This window comes from Alkalibacterium olivapovliticus (assembly GCF_003003275.1).
Taxonomy (GTDB): domain Bacteria; phylum Bacillota; class Bacilli; order Lactobacillales; family Carnobacteriaceae_A; genus Alkalibacterium; species Alkalibacterium olivapovliticum.
Genome location: NZ_PVTO01000022.1, coordinates 1 through 19,197, shown reverse-complemented (window position 1 = coordinate 19,197; position 19,197 = coordinate 1). Strand labels below are relative to the sequence as shown.

Sequence of the window (19,197 nt, the reverse complement as noted above, 5' to 3'; positions counted from 1 at the left end):
TATAAATTTTTTCAGGATTAGATTACATTTACGTTGGATTTACTTTGGCTAGTTAAAAAACGAATAAAATTAATTTTAAATGCTCCGATTATAACTGATTGGGATGCATGGTGAGAAATAAACAGAAAGGGGGTGAACCTTATTTGATTAATGTGATCTTATCCAACCAAACATACATGCAACTCGCTTTTGTAAGCTGTCTGATCCTAGCCTTGCTCACGTTACCCCTGCGGGACATTATCTCTATCGGTTTTTTTGATATTAGTGACCTATTCGTCAGTTTAATGATATCTGTCTTTATTGGCTTTATGATCAATGAAGGCATGCCAGGCGACAACTATCTCTCAGTCGGACTATTTATGCTTGTCGTCATAACGGTTGTGACAGGTGTTGTCCTACTTAACATCTTCGTCATTATCCCTTTTCGAAGCCGTTCAGAAAACTCAAGTGCCACGTCAATAAGGCAACTCGAAGGAAAAGAAGGGACGGTGTCGATTTCAATCACAGCTGACGGTGTGGGTGAAGTGCTTGTCTACACAGGCTTTACAAAAATCAATAAAATGGCAAAGATTTACGAAAGCGGTAATGAGACTATTGCGTTTATCGAACAAGGAACGAATGTCTTGATCATGGATGTCAAAGATTCTATTTTGTACGTCATACCGTATACCAATTCAATTCAGGCAACAAACAAGCAAGATCCAACGTGGAATGCCAAACAAAAAAAATAGAAAACGAAAGCAGGAACTCATTCATGGATACATATCTTTTTGGACTCATCGGAATCATTACCATCGCGCTCCTCATTATCATTTTGCTGGTTAGTCGTTACCGCATTGCCTCACCGGATATTGCACTCATTATCAGCGGAACGGCACTCGGGAACAAAAATGTCTACACAGATCCACATACAAACAACAAAATGAAAATTGTCAGTGGGGGTGGCTCGTTCATCCTGCCAGTTATTCAATCAGCTAAAACATTATCACTATTGTCTTCTAAATTGAAAGTCAGTACGCCGGATGTCTATACTAAAGAAGGTGTACCGGTTACAGCTGACGGAACAGTCATTATTAAAGTCGGATCAACCACTGAAGATATCGCGACCGCTGCCGAACAGTACTTAGGCAAAGCCACTGAAGACCTGGAAAACGAAGCGCGCGAAGTATTAGAAGGTCATCTGCGTTCGATTTTAGGCTCATTGACCGTTGAAGAAATTTACCAAAACAGAGATCGCTTCAGCCAGGATGTACAAAAGGTCGCTTCAGTCGATCTGGCTAAAATGGGCTTAACGATCGTTTCCTTTACTTTGAAAGAAGTAACTGATAAAAACGGCTATCTGGACTCTCTTGGTCAAGGACGTATTGCCGAAGTTAGACGTGACGCTGACATTCAATCAGCCAGAGCCGACAAAGAAACACGTATTGAACGTGCCTTAGCTGAACAGCAATCGAAAAAAGCTGAATTGCAGCGCCAGACAGAAACAGCAGAATCAGAGAAAGAAAAAAGCTTACGTGTCGCAGAATATAAAAGACAAGAAAATGTGGCGACAGCACAAGCTGAGAGTGCGTATGAGTTAGAAAAAGCGAAACTCAAAAAGCAAGTTATTATCGAACAAGGGAACTCTCAAATCATCGAGCGTGAAAAACAAATTGAATTACAAGAAAAAGAAACCATCAGAATCGAACGTGAATATGACGCTTCTGTTCGTAAAAAAGCTGAGGCTGAACGTTATGCTATTGAACAAGAATCTGAAGCAAATAAATCTAAAGCCATCGCGGAATCTCAAGCACGTGCGAAAGAAATCGAATTGAACGGTAAGGCGAAAGCTGAAAGTATCCGTGAAATCGGTAAAGCAGAAGCTGAAAGTAAAACCGCTCTGGCTAAAGCCTTGAAAGAATACGGACAAGAAGCCATCGCTACTTTGATGATCGAAGCGTATCCTGAAATGATTCGTGCCGTGTCTGAACCATTGGGTAATATCGACAAAATAACTATCGTTGACAGTGGTAACGGTCAAGGGGCATCATCTCTGACAAATACCGCCTTGAACACATTGGCGTCTTCACAGGAAGCCTTCAAAGATGCTGTCGGATTAGACCTCAAGAGCTTGATTGAATCCTATGCCGGCACAAAAAATGTTGGGGGACAAGTAAGAGATTTAAACAGTACCTTAAAAGATTCAGTAAATAAAGAGGCTGCTCCATCAGAAACACCAAGCGAGTAACAGCTTAGACAAGCAGCATCATACCCGTCACGCCGTGGCGGGTATTTTTGCTTATGGTTAGTATCAGAAATGAGGTGGACTTAAAAATGATTAAACGTTTAAAAGAGGAGCATTATCTACCACTATCTCTTCTGAGTGTCGTTAATGTTTACTTGTTTAGTATGTTATTTCAAAGAATGGCTTATTGGGGACAAGGTTTATTTTGGTTCTGGGTTGGTGTTCTTATAACCTATTCAGTGTGGTTCTTAGGAATGGTGTTTTTAATAATGGCAATTAGAAAAATTCAAATAAATACCGTTTATATGATAGGTTACGTATTATCTGGATTTTTGCTGATAACCGGATTTATGTGGGTATCTTTTATCATCATTATAGGACTTGGTTAATAACGCTAATTAGATTAAAGTAAGGCTGATAATATGAATGAACAATTTCGAGAAGGTCTAATAGTGAGAGAATGAAAAAACGCTATATTTAGAGGAGTCGTTTCCGGGTGGGTTATTATTATGGAACACTAGCATTTATATGCCTGTTTATACTAGTGATTGTCCCAGTAACGGGAAGATTACTTTTAAGACTTTTAAGGGGACAGGAAAAGAAAAAATGGTGGGTATACCTTATTACACTCATGACATTTCTAATCATTTCTTTTCACAATAGTGCGTTTCCTCTGTTTAGAGACCTTCCCAATGCATTAAGGGAGGATACTGTAACGACTGAAGGGGTAATCGAAACGGTTTATTTTCCTGGAGGAGATAATGGGTTTACTATAGAGGGGACTGAATATAGAAGAAACCCCTGGCAGTTTAAACCTGAAGAAGGGAAGCGATATAGACTAAGCTACTTGCCACATAGTAAATACGTCATAGACTACTGGCTTATTGAATAAAAAAATCATATGTAAGAGGGAAGAACCCATTGAATTATCTTATTTATATCACATAAAAAAGTATGAACAAACGGAATGTTTGATCGTCAGATAGTAATAGATGCATGGAAAAGGGAGAAGGAGTAGAGATGGGTAAAAAAAATATACAACAGAAGCCTGTAGGAGTCACCATTAGATTAAAAGCACTTCTGTTTGATTGGCTCTTTATCTGTCTGTATTTATTCGTACTGTTTGTAGTTATGATGATTATATATATCGTTATTCTTGGAGGTATTCCGGAGTTGTCTCAGTTACAGTCGCAGCTGATTTCGGCTTTCACAACTATTCTTCCGATTATTATCATCTTTTCCATAATGGAAGGAAGAGGGTCTTATGCCTCATGGGGCAAGAAAAAGAAACAACTAGTGGTAACGTATAAATCTCATCCTGTGAAAGGAAGTCTGATCAGAAACGGATTGAAGTTTCTTCCCTGGCAGCTGGGTCATATGAGCACCATTTACGGAATATATAACGGGTATGACTCTTTGTTCCCACTAATCTGTTTAGTTCTGTCCTTATCTTTAGCAGTCAGTTATATTGTAATGGCATTCTTTAGAAAAGACAGCAGACACCTGGCAGATTTTATTGCAGGTTCACAGGTCGTCAAACGGTAGAGCTAAGCTAATAGGTGTAGCGAAACCCCAAGATTATAATAATTTGGGGTTTTTCACATGTTTTTTGTAAGCTTTTAGCCATTGGCTCTATAATCGTTCAAATGAATCAGGAGGTCCACGGTCCACGGAGATGATTCAAACGAATCCTTTTCAGAAGATGGCGCTGGATCTGTGTATCAAATGACATAAGCGGTCATATAGAAGTAAAGTGTTTGAATAATTATTTAGACTATGTTGGGTCTAATCTATAGGAATAAAACCATTTATCTGAGGGAGGATATAAGATGAAAACATTCTATGATACTGAAACTGGAGAAGAAATAGCTTCAGGGGAGAGAGTAATAATTGAAATAGACTTTCCTGAAAATTTAAAAGATGTAGGAAGATTAGATAAATTCCTGGAATCTTTGTTGGAAAAAGAAAATGGATCGATTCGAAAAGTTAACAAGTAATAGCTTTAATAATAGGGAAATGACGGTAAAAAATGAGGAGACGATTGTATGATGATAAGAAACTACGAACCAAAAGATGAAAAAGAATGGGTATATACAAAAGCCCTTAGTTATCTATTCTCTCCATTTTTCGACGATATGAGTCGCGAGAAAGATACGTTTGACGAAGACATATACCAGTCGACTATTGAATTAGTCGCAGTTGAAGAGGGGAAGATCATTGGACTGCTTGATATTGGGGTGTACACAAAGGATATAAGTGAGCAGTATACCTATCACCCGGCAGACAAAGTTGCATATTTTAGTAACCTGGCTGTTCATCCGGATCATCAAAATAAAGGAATAGCCTCCAAGTTATTTAAAGAAGCTGAACAGCGGTTACATGATCAAGGTGTCAACGCATTGGCTATTTTCACTAGAGACGGAGATGCGGCTAATTATTTGTACAAGAAATGGGGAGCTGAAATAGTGTCAACTGATTATCTGGTAGTGGGCACACCTAAAGATCTACCAGATTTCAGATTTGGGTTTGATGCTGAAAATAAGCGGCTTAAATTTACAGACAGCCAAACAAAGAAAGAACTGCCTTACTACCTAAGAGAAGGTACTTATATCGTTTCTCAAAAAGAAAATATAGACTTATTTGATGTTGAGACGGTGTACAAGGAGACAACGTATATAAAAGAGTATGAATCTAAAAAGTAAAAAGTACAGATTTAATCTAATGTGAAACGAAAGAAGGAATATATGATTATTAAAGCTGATTCGCATGCAAAGAGTTTAATCGAACCATTTTTTGAGCAATTCGATGATACACTGCTCCGTTCTTATTTCGAAGGACACATGGGTGAAGCGTGGGTAGATGATTTAACTCACCCGACTGCTGCACAGGTAACTGTCAGTGTCTTCACATTCTATGCAGGAGACCATGATTCACCTGCCGCTGAAGAGCTTTTACGGAATCTACCAGAGGATGTCCTGATCATTGTCGAAGCAGACGGATGGAAGAGAAGACTCGAAGAGGTTCACGCAGGAGCCTTTGAAAAATTCTCAAGATTCAGATTCTACAATAATGGCAGAGACTTTGACCTTCAACACTTGAAAAGTCTGATAGCTGATTTGCCCGATGAGTTCACGTTACAAAAAATCGATGAAACGGTTATTAAGATGCCATCCCTTCATTCTCTTTCTGAAGATTTCACTGGAAATTTTGATTCAGTTGAAGACTATCTTAAAAGGGGAATGGGATATGCAGTTATACATAATGGTATAGTCGTTAGTGCCGCCTCCAGTTTTAGTATCTACAATCAAGGCATTGAAATAGAAGTAGGCACACATCCAGACTATAGAAGAAAAGGATTAGCGGCGATTACCTCAGCTGCGCTGATACTAGACTGTCTGGATAATGATATCTATCCAAACTGGGACGCAGCAAACAGCGAGTCCGTAAAGTTGGCTGAACGTTTGGGGTATGTGATGAAAGAAGCTTATGATACCTATTCCGTATCAAATCGATGAATATCATAAGTCGAAATTAAGTAACTGATTCAAAAAATATGAACTCAGAAGTTATAAATCAATATAGAAAGTAGAAAAAAATTATCGAAGAAAGTGGAGATGAACTATGGACGGATTAAAATTGGAAGAATTTCAAAAATATTTGACTGTGAAATATAAAGAGGGACATACATCCTCTGGATTATTTATGAAACTGGTAGAGGAAATAGGTGAGGTAGCAGAAGTTATTAACCAGCTGGAAGGAAGAAAAACAAAGAACAATCAAATGTCTTTAGAAGCGGAACTCGCTGATGTACTTCATTATGCAGTTGCTATTGCCAGCTTAAACAATATCGATTTATCGAAAGCAATCATAGAAAAGGATAAGATAGCTGCCATTAAGTACAATCACTCTCCCAATTTGAAAGAGTTTTTAGAAATAAATAAAAACATATGAATGAGGCCTCATCTCCTCATAGTTTCACTAAACAGAGAAAGAGTTAATTACATTGTGAATTATTTTAATAAATGCTACTATTAAATCATTAATTATAAGGAGGAATGAAAAATGAGATTGCGACTTGTGGCTTTGAATCGGTAATTAAATAAACCATTCAAGGTCCTGTTTATATGACAGATACAAGGGAGCAGTTTATCCATTTTTCATTTCTCATCTGAGATGTATATGTGTCAAAAGAGATAGCAGGTCTATCTCTTTTTTTGTTGCGCAAAATTAATGGGAAATGCTCCCCTGACGTATAGAACACGGCCTCTATAAAAGGAGTGTTCATCTATGCAGACATTAGCATTAGAACTAAATAATATAGAAAAAAGTTACAACGGAAAAACTATACTGTCTATCGATCACCTCAGTGTGTATCAAAATGAGAAAATTGGTATTATCGGAGAAAATGGACAAGGGAAAAGCACTTTGTTAAATCTTATTATGGAGACAATTCAGCCTGACAAAGGACATGTGAAGAAGCTAGTTGATTTTCAGTATTACAAACAAATGGGAAATATCAGTGACATTAAATACGAAACCATGGATCCTGAAGTGATCTCCAGGCTGCATGTTCCAGAGCACAGCAGTCGGCACTTTAGCGGTGGCGAAGAAGCGCGAGTGAGACTATCAGAGGTGTTGTCTGGTTATACCATGGGTATGCTGATGGATGAGCCCACAACCCATCTTGATGCAGAAGGGGTTGAATTTCTTATTAAGGAATTAATGCACTACTATGGAACGCTTCTTGTTGTCAGTCATGATCGCTTTTTTCTCGATAAAGTGGTCGATACCATCTGGGAGGTTAAAAATGGGACTGTTACTGTTTTTCCAGGCAATTACAGTTGCTATATTGAGCAGAAAGAACAGTTGAAACGTGAAAATGAGCAGGCGTATCAGACATCACAAAAAGAAAAAAACCGTCTGAGAAAAGCCGCAGATAGTAAACAAAGGCAGGCTCAAAAAATGAGTAAGGTAAGCCAGAAGCAGAAAAACAGGAACATCAAACCAAGTCGACTATCTTCTACAAAACAAAAAGATACAGTTCAGAAAGCAGCACATAAAACTGCTAAAGCAATTGAAAAGAGAATCGAACACATTCCGGATGTCAACTTGATACCTGAACCCCAAAAGATTGCTTTTCCAGATTCGGGGACTATCAGCATGCATAATCCATACCCTATAATGGGGGATAGAGTCACTGTCACAAGAGGAGACAGGATACTTTTAAATGACGTCAGTTTTCAGTTTCAATTAGGAAAGGTCATTGGATTGAGTGGACCCAACGGATCTGGTAAAACGAGTCTTCTAGAACATATCGTTGGAAATAAAGAGGGGATAACACTCTCACCAAAAGTATCGTTTGCTGTCTATAAGCAGATGGACTATAAGCTGACAAAAGAGGTCAGTTTGAAAGAGTATCTACTGCATGATTCTGACTATCCGGAACCTATCATAAGAGCAGTACTGAATAACCTGGGTTTTTCTCAAAATGACATTAGACGACCCATTACAAACTTGAGCGGTGGAGAAGCGACACGTCTGACCATTGCCAAACTATTCACTGACCCGAGCAATGTATTGATTTTAGATGAACCGACTAATTTTATTGACCTTAAAACGATAGAAGCGTTGGAGAATTTAATAAAAGCCTACAAAGGAACAGTTCTTCTCACTTCTCATGATCACTATTTTATGAACAGATTGGCTGACGAAGTGTGGAAGGTGAAAGATAAAAGGTTGGAATCCATTATTATTTGAGACGATTAGACATTCTAAGATCAGGATTAAAGGTTAGTTATTTCAATCGAATTTTATGATTGTTAAAGTGAGGTACTGTACTAGATTTTAATAGAGAAAATAAATGGACTAACTATAAATGTTTTTGGATAAGTAAAGACGACACTGGAATAATCTAGTGTCGTCTTTACAATATCTGCGGCTAGGTGTTAGATTAATGGGAATTAATGATGAATTGAGTTAATCCCTTGATATCCTCAGTTTTCAGAGTGCCAATTTTTGTCACACTGTCTAAAGATGCGAGATCAACCATTAAGATTTTGCCTGTATCTATCCATGACTGTTTTTTTAAACCAGCTTCTTTCCAATACTTGATTGGATAATAGTTTTTCTTGATGTTTAAAGATTTATTATGATATTGACTTGTCATGCGAAAAAAACTAACATCTCCTTTTTGGTTTTTGATAATGAGAACAGGGCGTCTCTCACGCCCAGCACTATCCAAATAAGAAACGTAAATGCCTACTACGTCATGAGATTTAATAGTCTTGTTCTTCATCTTTGAACCACGCGTCCACTTGCTCTTTAGATGATAATTTTTCAACGGGTAAATCTTTAGTTGCATTTAATAAATGTAAAAAAGCTTTTTGATCTTCTGAAAGTTTTAATTCGAAAGGCAAGCCACCGTCAGCTACAACTCGTTTATAAAAAGCGTTTAAAACGGCAGTTTGATTTAAACCTAATTCATTGAAAATAAGTTCAGCTTCTTCAGCGAGTTCTTTATCAATTTGAACTTGGACACGTTTTTTTTCTTTGACGCTCATAGTTAAGCCTCCATTAATCGTATTCAATATACTCACATAGTACTGCTAAATGGGTATGAATGCAATATATTAGTGCTGTTTTATAAGTTGATAAATGTAAAATTAAATACTATCTGGATTTTATTCCTTGACTTTAAATAACAGACTCAATATAATGAGAAACAATTAGAAATACTAACAAAAAGAAAGGAGGATCACTCAATTATGACAAACGGATCATTCATCCAATTGACTGTGCAATATTCTTGGCAAAGCTGGAGCGTTAACACACGCGCTGGTTATTGGCGTTGCGCAAAAATTGAATGAGTGAATCGTGATGAGTGATTCTTCAATAAATATATGGCTAGTTGTGTACCTAAGTTTAGGTGAGGACTCTTTGTAAACAGTAGGGCATCCCATTAGCTTAGTTTGTATGGCTATCTGTCATCTGCATAGGCAGAAACTCATTGAATCAATGGGTTTCTGTCTTTTTTTATATAAATAATCAATGAGTAAGAGTAGTATATTCAAACTCCCTTCACAGAGAACCTGCGGCACTGAGAAGCAGGTATGGGATTTGGATGGAATGGACTTATGAGTATCTGTCTGAATAACAGTAGGACAGGTCGCGTCATCTTCGTTAACGGATGAAAGTGCAGGGGTTCAGTCTCCTGAATTGTGGTGGTACCGCGGTAATTTTATCGTCCCTTATTAGTGTAATAGCTAGTGAGGGGCTTTTTTTGTACTCAAATTAAAGCCAAACAATCAATTTAAAGGGGAGAAAACAATGAGTATTCAATACAAAACGAAAGAAATAAATGGAGATATGCTGACGCCGATTTCAGTGTTTCAGCGATTGACTGGGAGAAAGAAATTTATATTAGAAAGTTCAAGCGGTCACGGTGAAAAGGGACGATATTCCTTTATCGGGATGGACCCTTATAAGGAAATCATCGGAAACGAACGAGTCGTTACTGTGATAGAAGGCAGCAGGGAAAAAACAATTCATAAAAGGCCTCTGGATGTCGTGAAAGAACATATCCCGAATATCTCTTTAGACCTGCCTTTTCCATTCTATGGAGGAGCGATCGGCTACATTGGGTATGATGCGATTCGCGAATATGAACACATTGGAGAGCGGTTAACAGACGAAATCAACATGCCGGATATTCATCTGATGTTTTATCAGGAGCTAGTGGTGTTTGATCATAAAAAACAGGAAGTAACTATTGTTGCACTGGACATTGATGGCAATATGGACTTGGATCAGCAAATATATTCCATTGAAAACATGATCCAGCAACCGGTAGACGAACAAATGAGTGAGCTGACTCCGCTAGAGTTTTCAACTTCTCATGACAAAGACAGTTTTATGAAGCTGGTGACAAAGGCGAAGGAACGGATCGTTGACGGGGACATTTTCCAAGTCGTCTTGTCTCAGCGAATGAAAGCAGCGTTTGAAGTAGATCCTTTTACATTCTACCGGAAACTGAGAGTAGCCAACCCTTCTCCCTATATGTTTTTCGTAGATTTTGAAGAGTACATCGTGCTGGGAGCTTCTCCGGAAAGTCTGATCAAGGTAACGGGCGATAAAGTCGTTACTAATCCGATTGCAGGTACGAGACCGAGAGGAAAAACAGCAGAAGAAGATGAGGCGTATGCAGAAGATCTGCTATCAGATGAAAAAGAATCCGCAGAACATAAGATGCTCGTTGACTTGAGTCGAAATGATTTAGGCCGCGTATCAAAAATCGGATCGATCTCAATCGATACATTCATGACGATCGAACGGTTCCAACATGTGATGCATATCGTCTCGGAAGTCAGCGGGACATTGGCAGAAGGACTAACAGGACTGGACGCATTGACGACTACCTTGCCTGCAGGGACCGTATCAGGTGCCCCTAAAATTCGGGCGATGCAAATTGTCAATGAGATGGAAGACAGTTTGCGCGGTGTGTATTCTGGTTCGATCGGCTACATTAATCTGAATGGCGATCTGGATCTGGCACTAGCGATCCGGACAATGGTGGTGAAAGACAAAATGGCTTATGTACAGGCGGGTGCGGGAATCGTGTATGATTCTGACCCTGCAACGGAATACCAGGAAACGTTAAACAAAGCGAAATCCCTACTGGAGGTTGGACAAAAATGATTTTACTGATTGATAACTATGATTCATTTACCTATAACTTGTATCAATATTTAGGAGAGTGTGGAGAAGACGTGACCGTCGTACGAAATGACGCAATAACCGTAGACGAGATACGCGTACTTAATCCTGAGGCAATCGTCTTATCACCAGGACCAGGAACGCCAGGCGAAGCAGGCATTTGTATAGACATCGTTAAAGAGTTGCAGGCAGAGTTTCCTATTTTAGGTATTTGTCTGGGACATCAAGCCATCGGAGAAGCATTTGGCGGCACGGTGAGTCATGCGGATGTAGTGAAGCACGGAAAGACTGCACAAGTCCTGCATCATCAGGCAGACCTGTTCAAAGGATTGAAAGAAGAGATCGAAGTCATGCGATACCATTCGCTGGTTATTTTGAAAGAGACGCTGCCGGAGTGTCTGACGGTGACAGCCACGTCAATCACTGATGGGGAAATCATGGCAGTGAAACATAACTTTTTCCCTATATATGGGGTACAGTTTCATCCTGAATCGATCGGAACACAGGACGGCAGACAGATGATTCAGAACTTTTTAGACACCATCAGCAGAGAAGAGGTGGACGCCAGATGAAGACCTATATTGAGAGAGTACTGATGCACAAAGACCTCACAACGGATGAGATGGAAGAGGCAAGCCGTTTGTTATTCAGTGACACAACTGATGAACGGCAGAAGGCAGCTTTTCTGACTGCGCTGCGTTCTAAAGGAGAGGCAGTGAGTGAACTGACGGGACTGGCAAAAGTGATGCGGGAAGTCGCGGTGAAACTGCCCAGAAATTTGCCTGATGTAATGGATAACTGCGGGACAGGTGGAGATGGCTCTCAGAGCTTTAATATCAGTACCACCAGCGCATTTGTTTTAGCTGGAGCAGGCATGACTGTAGCCAAGCATGGGAACCGCAGTATTTCCAGTCAGACAGGGAGTGCCGATGTGCTGGAAGAACTGGGCGTTCATCTAAGTGCGACGCCTGAAGGCATGTCAGACCTGCTTGAAAAGAATAGAATCGCCTTTTTATTCGCACCCAATGTGCATCCAGCTATGAAGCATGTGATGCCTGTGAGAAAAGCCTTGGGGATTCCGACTATTTTTAATCTGATCGGGCCTCTCACGAATCCGGCAGCATTGACCACTCAGTTGATAGGCGTGTACCGTGAAGATGTTCTGATGGATGTCGGAAACGTTCTCCATAAACTGGGTAGAAAAAGAGCAGTCGTTGTTCATGGAGCCGGCGGATTGGATGAAGCGTCCTTAGCCGGCACCAATCACTGTATCTTGGTCACCGAAGAGGGATTGACAGCTTTCGACCTTTCTCCGGAAGATGTGGGGCTGGAAACAGTCGACAATAGTGCACTCAAAGGCGGAAATGCCAGAGAGAATGCAGTTATATTGCGCTCAGTATTAGAGGGAGGAAAAGGACCTCATCGAGACGTTGTCCTTCTAAATGCCGGCTTAGGCTTACTCGCCAGCGGAAAAGCCCAGACACCAGAAGAAGGGGTTCGGCTGGCAGAAGAAAGCATTGATTCCGGAGCAGCTTTAGAGCGACTGAATTACTTGGTCGCTTACAGGAAGGAGAGTGCGTGAATGGAGACGATTCTAACAAAAATTTTAAATGAAAAGCAGAAAGAAGTCAGTGAACTGAAAAATTCAGTCAAAAGTGACACGCGTAAAAGAACAGGTCCTGTCCGCTCTTTTTATGACAGATGCAAAGAAGCAAGCGACATACAGGTCATCGCAGAGTTTAAACGCTCTTCTCCATCCAAAGGAGAAATCAATCACGGAATACAGCCGGAAAAGCAGGCGAAGCTTTATGAAGAAGCAGGTGCATCCATGATTTCTGTCCTGACAGATGAACCGTTTTTCAAAGGAACAATGGGAGACTTGGCTGCAGTCAGAGAAGCAGTGGATCTCCCGATTTTAAACAAAGATTTCATTATTGATCCTATTCAAATCGACCGGGCTTATGCTTACGGAGCAGATGTGATATTGCTGATTGTGGCTGCTTTGTCGGATGACCAGTTAAACAGCTTGAATAATCATGCTGTAAATTTGGGACTTGAAGTACTGGTTGAAGTGCATAATGAAGAAGAACTCGAACGGGCCCAAGTCATTCAGCCGAAACTGATAGGTGTGAATAATCGGAATTTAAACACTTTTGACGTGTCAGTTGAGACAACAGAACGCCTGGCAAAAAAAATCAATACAGACAACCAAGTTTTAGTGAGTGAGAGCGGTATGAAGACTCCTCAAGACATCAAGCGAGCGTTTGATGCAGGTGCACGAGCCATACTGGTGGGAGAAACACTTATGAAATCAAAAGACCCTCAAGCACTGATTCAGTCCTTCAAAAAGGGAGCAAGCAGCTATGCTGGTTAAAATATGTGGTATTCAGACTATAGATTCGGCACAAGCAGCTGTAGAAGCAAGTGCGGACTATATTGGACTCGTATTTGCAGAAAGTAAACGTAAAGTGTCGATCGAGCAGGCAAGAGACATTAAAGAAAGTTTGTCAGACTCGGCAGTTAAAGTGGTAGGCGTCTTTCGGCATCAGCCATTAGCAGAAGTGAATCAGATCAGTCAGGCCGTTAGACTGGATTATGTGCAGCTGCACGGAGATGAAACGTTAGAAGAATGCAGACAGCTGAATACGCCCCTTATCAAGGCCTTGTCTTTTAATAAAATCAGTCAGGCAATCCTTTACCAGGACGTAGCCGAGTATATACTGATTGACAGCCCGAAACCGGGAAGCGGAGAACCGTTTGACTGGTCCGCATTTAAAAATGAAGAGCTGATGATTCCTTTCTTTCTAGCTGGGGGCTTATCTCCTGAGAATGTAAAAGAAGCGATTCAGCAGGTAAAGCCAATAGGGGTAGATGTATCCAGTGGCGTAGAAACAAACGGACAGAAAGACAATGAGAAGATTCGACAGTTTACTCACCAGGCAAAGCAGATAAAGGAAACGATAAGCGAGAGGAGAAACGATAACAATGATTAAAGAAGGTTTACCAGATAAACAGGGACATTTTGGACAGTTCGGTGGACGATTTGTACCCGAAACATTGATGCCGGCCATTATAGAACTGGAAGAAGCATATGAAGAGGCAAAAAACGATCCGGCATTCAATAAGGAAATGAAAGGATACTTAAAAGATTACGTCGGTCGGGAAACCCCTTTAACGTTTGCCAAACGTTTGACGGAAGAATTTGGCGGGCCGAAGATTTACTTGAAACGGGAGGACCTGAATCACACAGGAGCACACAAAATCAATAATGCTTTAGGGCAAGCCCTGCTCACTCAGAGAATGGGGAAACGGAAAGTCGTTGCGGAGACAGGCGCCGGGCAGCATGGGGTTGCTACAGCTACAGTCTGTGCGCTGCTGGACCTTGAATGCATCATCTTTATGGGGAAAGAAGATGTGAGACGTCAGAAATTAAATGTCTTTCGTATGGAGCTATTAGGAGCCGAAGTCGTCAGTGTTGATCAGGGGGAAGGCACGCTTAAAGACGCAGTTAATGAAGCACTCCGCTACTGGGTTGCGAATGTGGAAGACACTCATTATATTATCGGATCAGTAGTCGGCCCACATCCTTTTCCAAAAATGGTCCGTGATTTCCAGAGTGTGATCGGAGATGAAACCAAAGAACAATTTGACGAACTGGAGCACAAATTGCCTGATGCGATCGTTGCGTGTGTCGGAGGGGGAAGTAATGCGATAGGCATGTTTACCCCATTCGTAAATGAGGAATCGGTCAAGTTATATGGAGCAGAAGCTGCCGGGAAAGGGATCGAAACAGGACAGCATGCGGCAACGCTGACTGCCGGTAAAGTGGGCGTTCTGCATGGTATGTTGTCTTATCTGCTTCAAGACGAAGCCGGTCAGATCACAGAACCATTCTCTATTTCAGCGGGACTGGACTACCCAGGTATTGGCCCAGAGCATAGTTACCTCAAGGAAACCAAACGGGTGACCTATGAAGGCATTACTGATCAGGAAGCATTGGATGGACTGCAGCTCCTGTCTCGCAAAGAAGGCATCATTACTGCGCTTGAAACAGCTCACGCGATTTCCTATGCACAGAAAATTGCCAAACAGATGAATCCGGATCAAAGCCTGATTATCTGCTTGTCTGGAAGAGGAGACAAGGATGTTGAAACAGTGAAAGAAAGATTGGGAGGACAGGTCAATGAGTAAAACAACGTTACAACAAGCCTTCGAGGATACTCTGACAGGAGGGGACAAGATATTTGTTCCTTATATCATGGCTGGAGATGGCGGACTGGATGGCTTAGCTGAGCGTATCCAGTTTCTGGAAGAATCGGGCGCGACTGCTTTGGAACTGGGCATTCCTTTTTCTGACCCAGTAGCTGATGGGCCGACTGTTCAGGCTGCAGGCTTACGAGCGCTGGAGAAAAATGTGTCGTTGAGAGATGTATTAGGCAAGTTGAAAGACACCAAACAGGACCGAAAAATCCCCATTATCCTAATGACCTATATGAATCCGATTTTTGCTTACAACATTGAAGCGTTTGCCAAAGACTGTATCGATTCCGGAGTGGATGGACTGATTATTCCCGATCTGCCGATGGAAGAAGAAAATCATATCACCAGTTATCTGACAGAGAACGAAGTCGCCTTGATTCGACTAGCGGCTTTGACCAGTCCAGATGAACGACTGGAGCAGATTGCTGAAAAAACAGAAGGGTTTTTATATGCGGTCACAGTGAAAGGCACAACGGGTGCGCAAGTTGAATTCGAGAGCACAGTAGGAGACTACATCAAAAGAGTCAAAGCACTAACGTCTAAACCGGTCCTTGCTGGATTTGGTGTGTCTACACCGGAACAGGTCAGACAACTCAGCGCATTTGGTGATGGGGTAGTCGTCGGAAGTGAGATCATTACCTGCTTCCATGAAGATAAGAGAGATAAAATCGTAGAACTCATTCAGGCATCTAAACGCTCAAAGCAAATATAAATTTAAGATAGACCCACATGAATAAATATAAACAAAAAACCGAGTAGGACTGACGGAGGAGATAACAGTATGATTATTGTGTTAAAAGCAGGAACAAAGGCAGATAAAATTAAGAATCTGATGAAGAGCCTGGAGTCTCAAGGAGTCGATGTGAGTCACTTTTCAGATGTCAAACGTGATTTTCTCGGCTTGATCGGAGATACAAGTGTCATCAATACAGATCAGATTAGAGCACACCACGAGGTCGAACAGATCATACGGGTGGAAGAACCCTTCAAACGGGCGAACCGTAAGTTTCATCCTGAGAATAGTATCATAACGATTGGAGATGAAACCATCGGAGGCGAACGACTGGGCATTATAGCGGGCCCCTGTTCAGTGGAAAGTGAAGAACAGATTATTGGCATAGCCAAAAGAGTCAAAAAGGCCGGAGCTAACTTTTTACGTGGGGGGGCATTCAAACCCCGCACATCACCTTACAGTTTTCAGGGATTAGAACTTGAAGGCCTGCGCATGCTTCAGGCTGCCAAAAAAGAAACCGGACTGCCGATCGTCACCGAATTGATGTCTGTTAAATGGATAGATGAATTTGAGGAGTCTGTTGATGTGATTCAAATCGGTGCACGAAACATGCAGAACTTCGACTTGCTGAAAGAAGTGGGCAAAACGAAGACACCAGTCCTGCTCAAACGTGGACTGTCAGCTACTTACAAAGAATGGTTGATGTCTGCGGAGTACATTATGTCGGAAGGAAACGAGAACGTGATCTTGTGTGAACGTGGTATCCGTACCTTTGAACCGGAAACACGCAATACACTGGATATTCAGGCAGTCCCTGTAATCAAGAAACTATCTCATTTACCTATTATCATTGATCCTAGTCATGCCGGAGGAGAATCCTACCTTGTCGAAGCTGGCGCAAAATCAGGCATCGTTGCTGGAGCGGACGGGCTGATGATCGAAGTGCACAATGACCCAGAAAATGCTTGGAGCGACGGTGAACAATGCTTAACACCAGATGAATTTGCCGGTCTAATGGAAAAAGCTCATAAACTGGCATCATTTGAAGGCCGGTCGATACAAAAAGCAGCTGAAAGTCTGACGAGATAAGAAGATAACTAATGAACTATAAAAAAGCACAATACCTGTTTTAGTCATCATAAACAAATTACAGTGACAGGGATTGTGCTCTTTTGTATAATCTAATTATTTTTATCTTTTCTAAAATAAATTCACAATATTATCAGCAAAATAATCAGTTCTGGTTTGACCTATATATTTTTTGAGTATATCGTCGTCGATCCCAATTAGAGATTCAAGGAAAGGGAGTTCAATAGAATAGTCTTCCAGCAGATTGTCCAATATCAGTAAATGATTATCCAAGATGATAGTGAGCATTGCACGTATCTTACCAGGTTTTACGATGGGGATATCCGCATCTAGAGGTTCAACTACCCTGTATTTCATACGGTTAAGAGCAGAATAAAAATATCGATTCTCTTCATAGGTTAAAAGCTTAAGTTTATAAGCTCGATTTTCTAAAGCCGCAATAGAAACATGATATTTCATCTTCAGCTCAATATAGGAGTCGGGATTTGATTTTTTAGAAATCAAATTAAAATCTTGAATGAAGTCATCTTCTGGGAGCAGGAAAAAAGAAGCGAAATCATTTGCTTCTTTTTCGATGCGCCGGTGTTCTTCGTTGTCTAAACTATCCATATCAATATGTCGATGCAGCAGCAAATGTCCAAGTTCGTGAGCGAAATCAAAATTTCGACGTACAGAGGATTTTTTCGTAGTGCCAAGTATTATAAAGGGGATATTGTTCTTTGTCCAAGTACTATAGGCATCAATAGTCAAGCCCATATTTTTTTCTAATATATAAATGCCAGATAACTCTAACTTATAGAGCAATTCTTTATTTTCTGTAATAGCAAGGTGTCTTCTAGCCAATGAAGCAGCTTGTTTAATAGTCATCTTGAAATCAGTTGTTTCAAGTTGGTTTTGATAAATATGAGTTTCTATAGTTTTTCTCAGAGAGTGTAATGAATGATCAGGCGAAGTTAGTACCTTTTCAAAAGTAGAAATGAAATAATTAATAAAATTAATATAAGTAATCTCCATTTTTGCTTTTTTTCTTGAATCTCTGTCGTCAGCTCTATAAGCAATACATTCAATATCAACTACAGGCTTAATAAAAGGATCAGTATAAAAGAACTGGGGTTTTACAAAAAATATTTTTTTAAACTCGTTTATAATTTCAAATTTTGGTACTGTGTACTGATTTTCATACTGCCAAAGAGCTTGCTCAGAAACGTTAATTTTATGAGCAAGTTCTTTTCTGGAGAGACCATGTAATTCTCTTAGATCTTTTAATTTCTCTCCGTAGAACATGTTAAACACTTCCTTATATAATTAAGTAGTTATCCTTCTGATTCGCTTTCTTCTTCAGCGGGTATAGAGTACCCAAATGCATTATCATCACCTGAATATACAGTATGTTCTGTACTTATTTCAGACTTGATAGGAGCAATATCTTCCATTGTGATATCCACTCGACTACTTTCAATAAAAGGAGTCAAGTCATCTACTTCCACAAGTGTCATCGTTTCACTATTAGGCATCGTAAGTTTTATAGAATCAATCATTTTAGTTACTTCATTTATTTCATAAGTTACGATGTAGAATCGAGAATATTCACCACCAGCAGATAACTGGGTATGATTCATTACTGCTTGAATTTCAGCAGGATTGCCTAATTCTAGTTCGATTTGTTCATTAATCTCTGAGAATGAAATGCCGGAAGCTTTTAGCTGTGCAGAATTAATATCAGATAATGGTGTTAAGTAATTTTTTCGTTTTTTACTGTTAATTTTTCCATCGAAAAAATCACTTGTTCTTCTTGAGTTTTTAATAATAATTAAATGTTTTTCAGCGTCTTCATTCAATGTAAACTGCAAGTATTCCCATGTATAACCAGCTTTTTCCATTTGGTAGTTCAGACCTAATGATTCGACTGCCCTGGCTACCTGATCATCGATGTGATTCCCTTTAGTCCAAGCATATGCGCCACTTACGCGCATCTCATCTTTTTTAAGTCGCCGCTCGTGTAAGTACTCTAAGTAACCATTCTGAGTCCCATCAACGATTGCCTGATAAATCCTACTTCCTAGTTTAAACTGATCCATAATAACTGAATCTCTACCTATAAACTAGACACATTAAAAAAACAATATTATGCAGTCCATAGAAGGTGATCCCGATAAGCTACTGGGGTCATCTTCTTTAA

22 protein-coding genes and 1 other annotated feature are annotated in these 19,197 nt (G+C 40.3%); of the genes, 18 read left to right on the top strand and 4 right to left on the bottom strand.

The window, feature by feature from the left end:
• The first annotated feature begins 152 nt into the window (after nucleotides 1–152).
• The 10 genes from CLV38_RS10080 (at nucleotide 153) to abc-f (ending at nucleotide 7,981) form a co-directional block, all read left to right on the top strand.
• On the top strand, nucleotides 153–731 hold the full coding sequence (locus CLV38_RS10080) for a hypothetical protein (RefSeq protein ID WP_245920580.1): 579 nt from the start codon (nucleotides 153–155) through the stop codon (nucleotides 729–731).
• A 23-nt stretch (nucleotides 732–754) separates the two neighbouring features.
• The gene (locus tag CLV38_RS10075; protein ID WP_106195035.1) at nucleotides 755–2,227 is read left to right on the top strand and encodes a flotillin family protein; all 1,473 of its coding nucleotides are present in this window, start codon (nucleotides 755–757) and stop codon (nucleotides 2,225–2,227) included.
• Between the two features lie 86 nt (nucleotides 2,228–2,313).
• Complete coding sequence (locus CLV38_RS10070; protein WP_106195032.1) at nucleotides 2,314–2,613, top strand: hypothetical protein; 300 nt, start codon at nucleotides 2,314–2,316, stop codon at nucleotides 2,611–2,613.
• A 107-nt stretch (nucleotides 2,614–2,720) separates the two neighbouring features.
• Nucleotides 2,721–3,116 (top strand): hypothetical protein, encoded by a 396-nt coding sequence (locus CLV38_RS10065; protein WP_106195029.1) that lies wholly within the window; start codon nucleotides 2,721–2,723, stop codon nucleotides 3,114–3,116.
• Between the two features lie 128 nt (nucleotides 3,117–3,244).
• Complete coding sequence (locus CLV38_RS10060) at nucleotides 3,245–3,769, top strand: RDD family protein (protein ID WP_106195024.1); 525 nt, start codon at nucleotides 3,245–3,247, stop codon at nucleotides 3,767–3,769.
• A 284-nt stretch (nucleotides 3,770–4,053) separates the two neighbouring features.
• Entirely contained in the window at nucleotides 4,054–4,221 is a 168-nt protein-coding gene (locus CLV38_RS13765) for a hypothetical protein (protein ID WP_170068877.1), read from the top strand.
• A 48-nt stretch (nucleotides 4,222–4,269) separates the two neighbouring features.
• Nucleotides 4,270–4,926 (top strand): GNAT family N-acetyltransferase, encoded by a 657-nt coding sequence (locus CLV38_RS10055; protein WP_106195021.1) that lies wholly within the window; start codon nucleotides 4,270–4,272, stop codon nucleotides 4,924–4,926.
• Between the two features lie 42 nt (nucleotides 4,927–4,968).
• Entirely contained in the window at nucleotides 4,969–5,739 is a 771-nt protein-coding gene (locus tag CLV38_RS10050; protein WP_106195018.1) for a GNAT family N-acetyltransferase, read from the top strand.
• Between the two features lie 106 nt (nucleotides 5,740–5,845).
• Entirely contained in the window at nucleotides 5,846–6,175 is a 330-nt protein-coding gene (locus tag CLV38_RS10045) for a MazG nucleotide pyrophosphohydrolase domain-containing protein (RefSeq protein ID WP_106195015.1), read from the top strand.
• A gap of 336 nt (nucleotides 6,176–6,511) precedes the next feature.
• Nucleotides 6,512–7,981: a ribosomal protection-like ABC-F family protein gene (abc-f, locus tag CLV38_RS10040; protein ID WP_106195012.1), complete on the top strand. Its 1,470-nt coding sequence runs from the start codon at nucleotides 6,512–6,514 to the stop codon at nucleotides 7,979–7,981.
• Between the two features lie 193 nt (nucleotides 7,982–8,174).
• On the opposite strand, the gene CLV38_RS10035 is transcribed toward abc-f, so the two are convergent.
• Nucleotides 8,175–8,519, bottom strand: a complete 345-nt coding sequence (locus CLV38_RS10035) for a type II toxin-antitoxin system PemK/MazF family toxin (RefSeq protein WP_170068876.1) — start codon at nucleotides 8,517–8,519, stop codon at nucleotides 8,175–8,177.
• On the bottom strand, nucleotides 8,500–8,784 hold the full coding sequence (locus CLV38_RS10030; protein WP_106195006.1) for a type II toxin-antitoxin system RelB/DinJ family antitoxin: 285 nt from the start codon (nucleotides 8,782–8,784) through the stop codon (nucleotides 8,500–8,502). The genes CLV38_RS10035 and CLV38_RS10030 overlap by 20 nt, the downstream gene beginning before the upstream one ends.
• A 478-nt stretch (nucleotides 8,785–9,262) precedes the next feature.
• Nucleotides 9,263–9,475 (top strand) — a binding site (T-box leader).
• Between the two features lie 75 nt (nucleotides 9,476–9,550).
• Between CLV38_RS10030 and trpE the strand changes: the two genes are divergently transcribed.
• From trpE to aroF, 8 genes are all read left to right on the top strand, one after another.
• Complete coding sequence (gene trpE, locus CLV38_RS10025) at nucleotides 9,551–10,918, top strand: anthranilate synthase component I (protein ID WP_211295464.1); 1,368 nt, start codon at nucleotides 9,551–9,553, stop codon at nucleotides 10,916–10,918.
• Complete coding sequence (locus tag CLV38_RS10020; RefSeq protein ID WP_106195003.1) at nucleotides 10,915–11,508, top strand: anthranilate synthase component II; 594 nt, start codon at nucleotides 10,915–10,917, stop codon at nucleotides 11,506–11,508. Before trpE ends, CLV38_RS10020 begins: the two co-directional genes overlap by 4 nt.
• Nucleotides 11,505–12,518, top strand: a complete 1,014-nt coding sequence (gene trpD / locus CLV38_RS10015) for an anthranilate phosphoribosyltransferase (RefSeq protein WP_106195000.1) — start codon at nucleotides 11,505–11,507, stop codon at nucleotides 12,516–12,518. The genes CLV38_RS10020 and trpD overlap by 4 nt, the downstream gene beginning before the upstream one ends.
• Nucleotides 12,519–13,310 (top strand): indole-3-glycerol phosphate synthase TrpC, encoded by a 792-nt coding sequence (trpC, locus tag CLV38_RS10010; protein ID WP_106194997.1) that lies wholly within the window; start codon nucleotides 12,519–12,521, stop codon nucleotides 13,308–13,310. It begins immediately after the preceding gene.
• Nucleotides 13,300–13,929, top strand: a complete 630-nt coding sequence (locus tag CLV38_RS10005; RefSeq protein WP_106194993.1) for a phosphoribosylanthranilate isomerase — start codon at nucleotides 13,300–13,302, stop codon at nucleotides 13,927–13,929. Before trpC ends, CLV38_RS10005 begins: the two co-directional genes overlap by 11 nt.
• A complete protein-coding gene (gene trpB, locus CLV38_RS10000) occupies nucleotides 13,922–15,127 on the top strand; it encodes a tryptophan synthase subunit beta (RefSeq protein WP_106194990.1) in 1,206 nt (401 codons plus the stop codon). The genes CLV38_RS10005 and trpB overlap by 8 nt, the downstream gene beginning before the upstream one ends.
• A complete protein-coding gene (trpA, locus tag CLV38_RS09995; RefSeq protein ID WP_106194988.1) occupies nucleotides 15,120–15,908 on the top strand; it encodes a tryptophan synthase subunit alpha in 789 nt (262 codons plus the stop codon). Before trpB ends, trpA begins: the two co-directional genes overlap by 8 nt.
• Before the next feature lie 69 nt (nucleotides 15,909–15,977).
• Nucleotides 15,978–17,018, top strand: a complete 1,041-nt coding sequence (gene aroF / locus CLV38_RS09990; protein WP_106194985.1) for a 3-deoxy-7-phosphoheptulonate synthase — start codon at nucleotides 15,978–15,980, stop codon at nucleotides 17,016–17,018.
• A gap of 111 nt (nucleotides 17,019–17,129) precedes the next feature.
• Here aroF and CLV38_RS09985 read toward each other — a convergent pair whose 3' ends face one another.
• Nucleotides 17,130–18,302, bottom strand: a complete 1,173-nt coding sequence (locus CLV38_RS09985) for a spr1629 family repressor/antitoxin (protein WP_106194982.1) — start codon at nucleotides 18,300–18,302, stop codon at nucleotides 17,130–17,132.
• 29 nt (nucleotides 18,303–18,331) lie between these two features.
• On the bottom strand, nucleotides 18,332–19,096 hold the full coding sequence (locus CLV38_RS09980; RefSeq protein WP_106194979.1) for a spr1630 family ClpXP-sensitive toxin: 765 nt from the start codon (nucleotides 19,094–19,096) through the stop codon (nucleotides 18,332–18,334).
• Between the last annotated feature and the right edge of the window lie 101 nt (nucleotides 19,097–19,197).

Coding starts and splice junctions, on each gene's coding strand:
- CLV38_RS10075 (WP_106195035.1), top strand. CDS start 755: ATGGATACATATCTTTTTGGACTCATCGGAATCATTACCATCGCGCTC.
- CLV38_RS10070 (WP_106195032.1), top strand. CDS start 2,314: ATGATTAAACGTTTAAAAGAGGAGCATTATCTACCACTATCTCTTCTG.
- CLV38_RS10060 (WP_106195024.1), top strand. CDS start 3,245: ATGGGTAAAAAAAATATACAACAGAAGCCTGTAGGAGTCACCATTAGA.
- CLV38_RS13765 (WP_170068877.1), top strand. CDS start 4,054: ATGAAAACATTCTATGATACTGAAACTGGAGAAGAAATAGCTTCAGGG.
- CLV38_RS10055 (WP_106195021.1), top strand. CDS start 4,270: ATGATGATAAGAAACTACGAACCAAAAGATGAAAAAGAATGGGTATAT.
- CLV38_RS10050 (WP_106195018.1), top strand. CDS start 4,969: ATGATTATTAAAGCTGATTCGCATGCAAAGAGTTTAATCGAACCATTT.
- CLV38_RS10045 (WP_106195015.1), top strand. CDS start 5,846: ATGGACGGATTAAAATTGGAAGAATTTCAAAAATATTTGACTGTGAAA.
- abc-f (WP_106195012.1), top strand. CDS start 6,512: ATGCAGACATTAGCATTAGAACTAAATAATATAGAAAAAAGTTACAAC.
- CLV38_RS10035 (WP_170068876.1), bottom strand. CDS start 8,519: ATGAAGAACAAGACTATTAAATCTCATGACGTAGTAGGCATTTACGTT.
- CLV38_RS10030 (WP_106195006.1), bottom strand. CDS start 8,784: ATGAGCGTCAAAGAAAAAAAACGTGTCCAAGTTCAAATTGATAAAGAA.
- trpE (WP_211295464.1), top strand. CDS start 9,551: ATGAGTATTCAATACAAAACGAAAGAAATAAATGGAGATATGCTGACG.
- CLV38_RS10020 (WP_106195003.1), top strand. CDS start 10,915: ATGATTTTACTGATTGATAACTATGATTCATTTACCTATAACTTGTAT.
- trpD (WP_106195000.1), top strand. CDS start 11,505: ATGAAGACCTATATTGAGAGAGTACTGATGCACAAAGACCTCACAACG.
- trpC (WP_106194997.1), top strand. CDS start 12,519: ATGGAGACGATTCTAACAAAAATTTTAAATGAAAAGCAGAAAGAAGTC.
- CLV38_RS10005 (WP_106194993.1), top strand. CDS start 13,300: ATGCTGGTTAAAATATGTGGTATTCAGACTATAGATTCGGCACAAGCA.
- trpB (WP_106194990.1), top strand. CDS start 13,922: ATGATTAAAGAAGGTTTACCAGATAAACAGGGACATTTTGGACAGTTC.
- trpA (WP_106194988.1), top strand. CDS start 15,120: ATGAGTAAAACAACGTTACAACAAGCCTTCGAGGATACTCTGACAGGA.
- aroF (WP_106194985.1), top strand. CDS start 15,978: ATGATTATTGTGTTAAAAGCAGGAACAAAGGCAGATAAAATTAAGAAT.
- CLV38_RS09985 (WP_106194982.1), bottom strand. CDS start 18,302: ATGTTCTACGGAGAGAAATTAAAAGATCTAAGAGAATTACATGGTCTC.
- CLV38_RS09980 (WP_106194979.1), bottom strand. CDS start 19,096: ATGGATCAGTTTAAACTAGGAAGTAGGATTTATCAGGCAATCGTTGAT.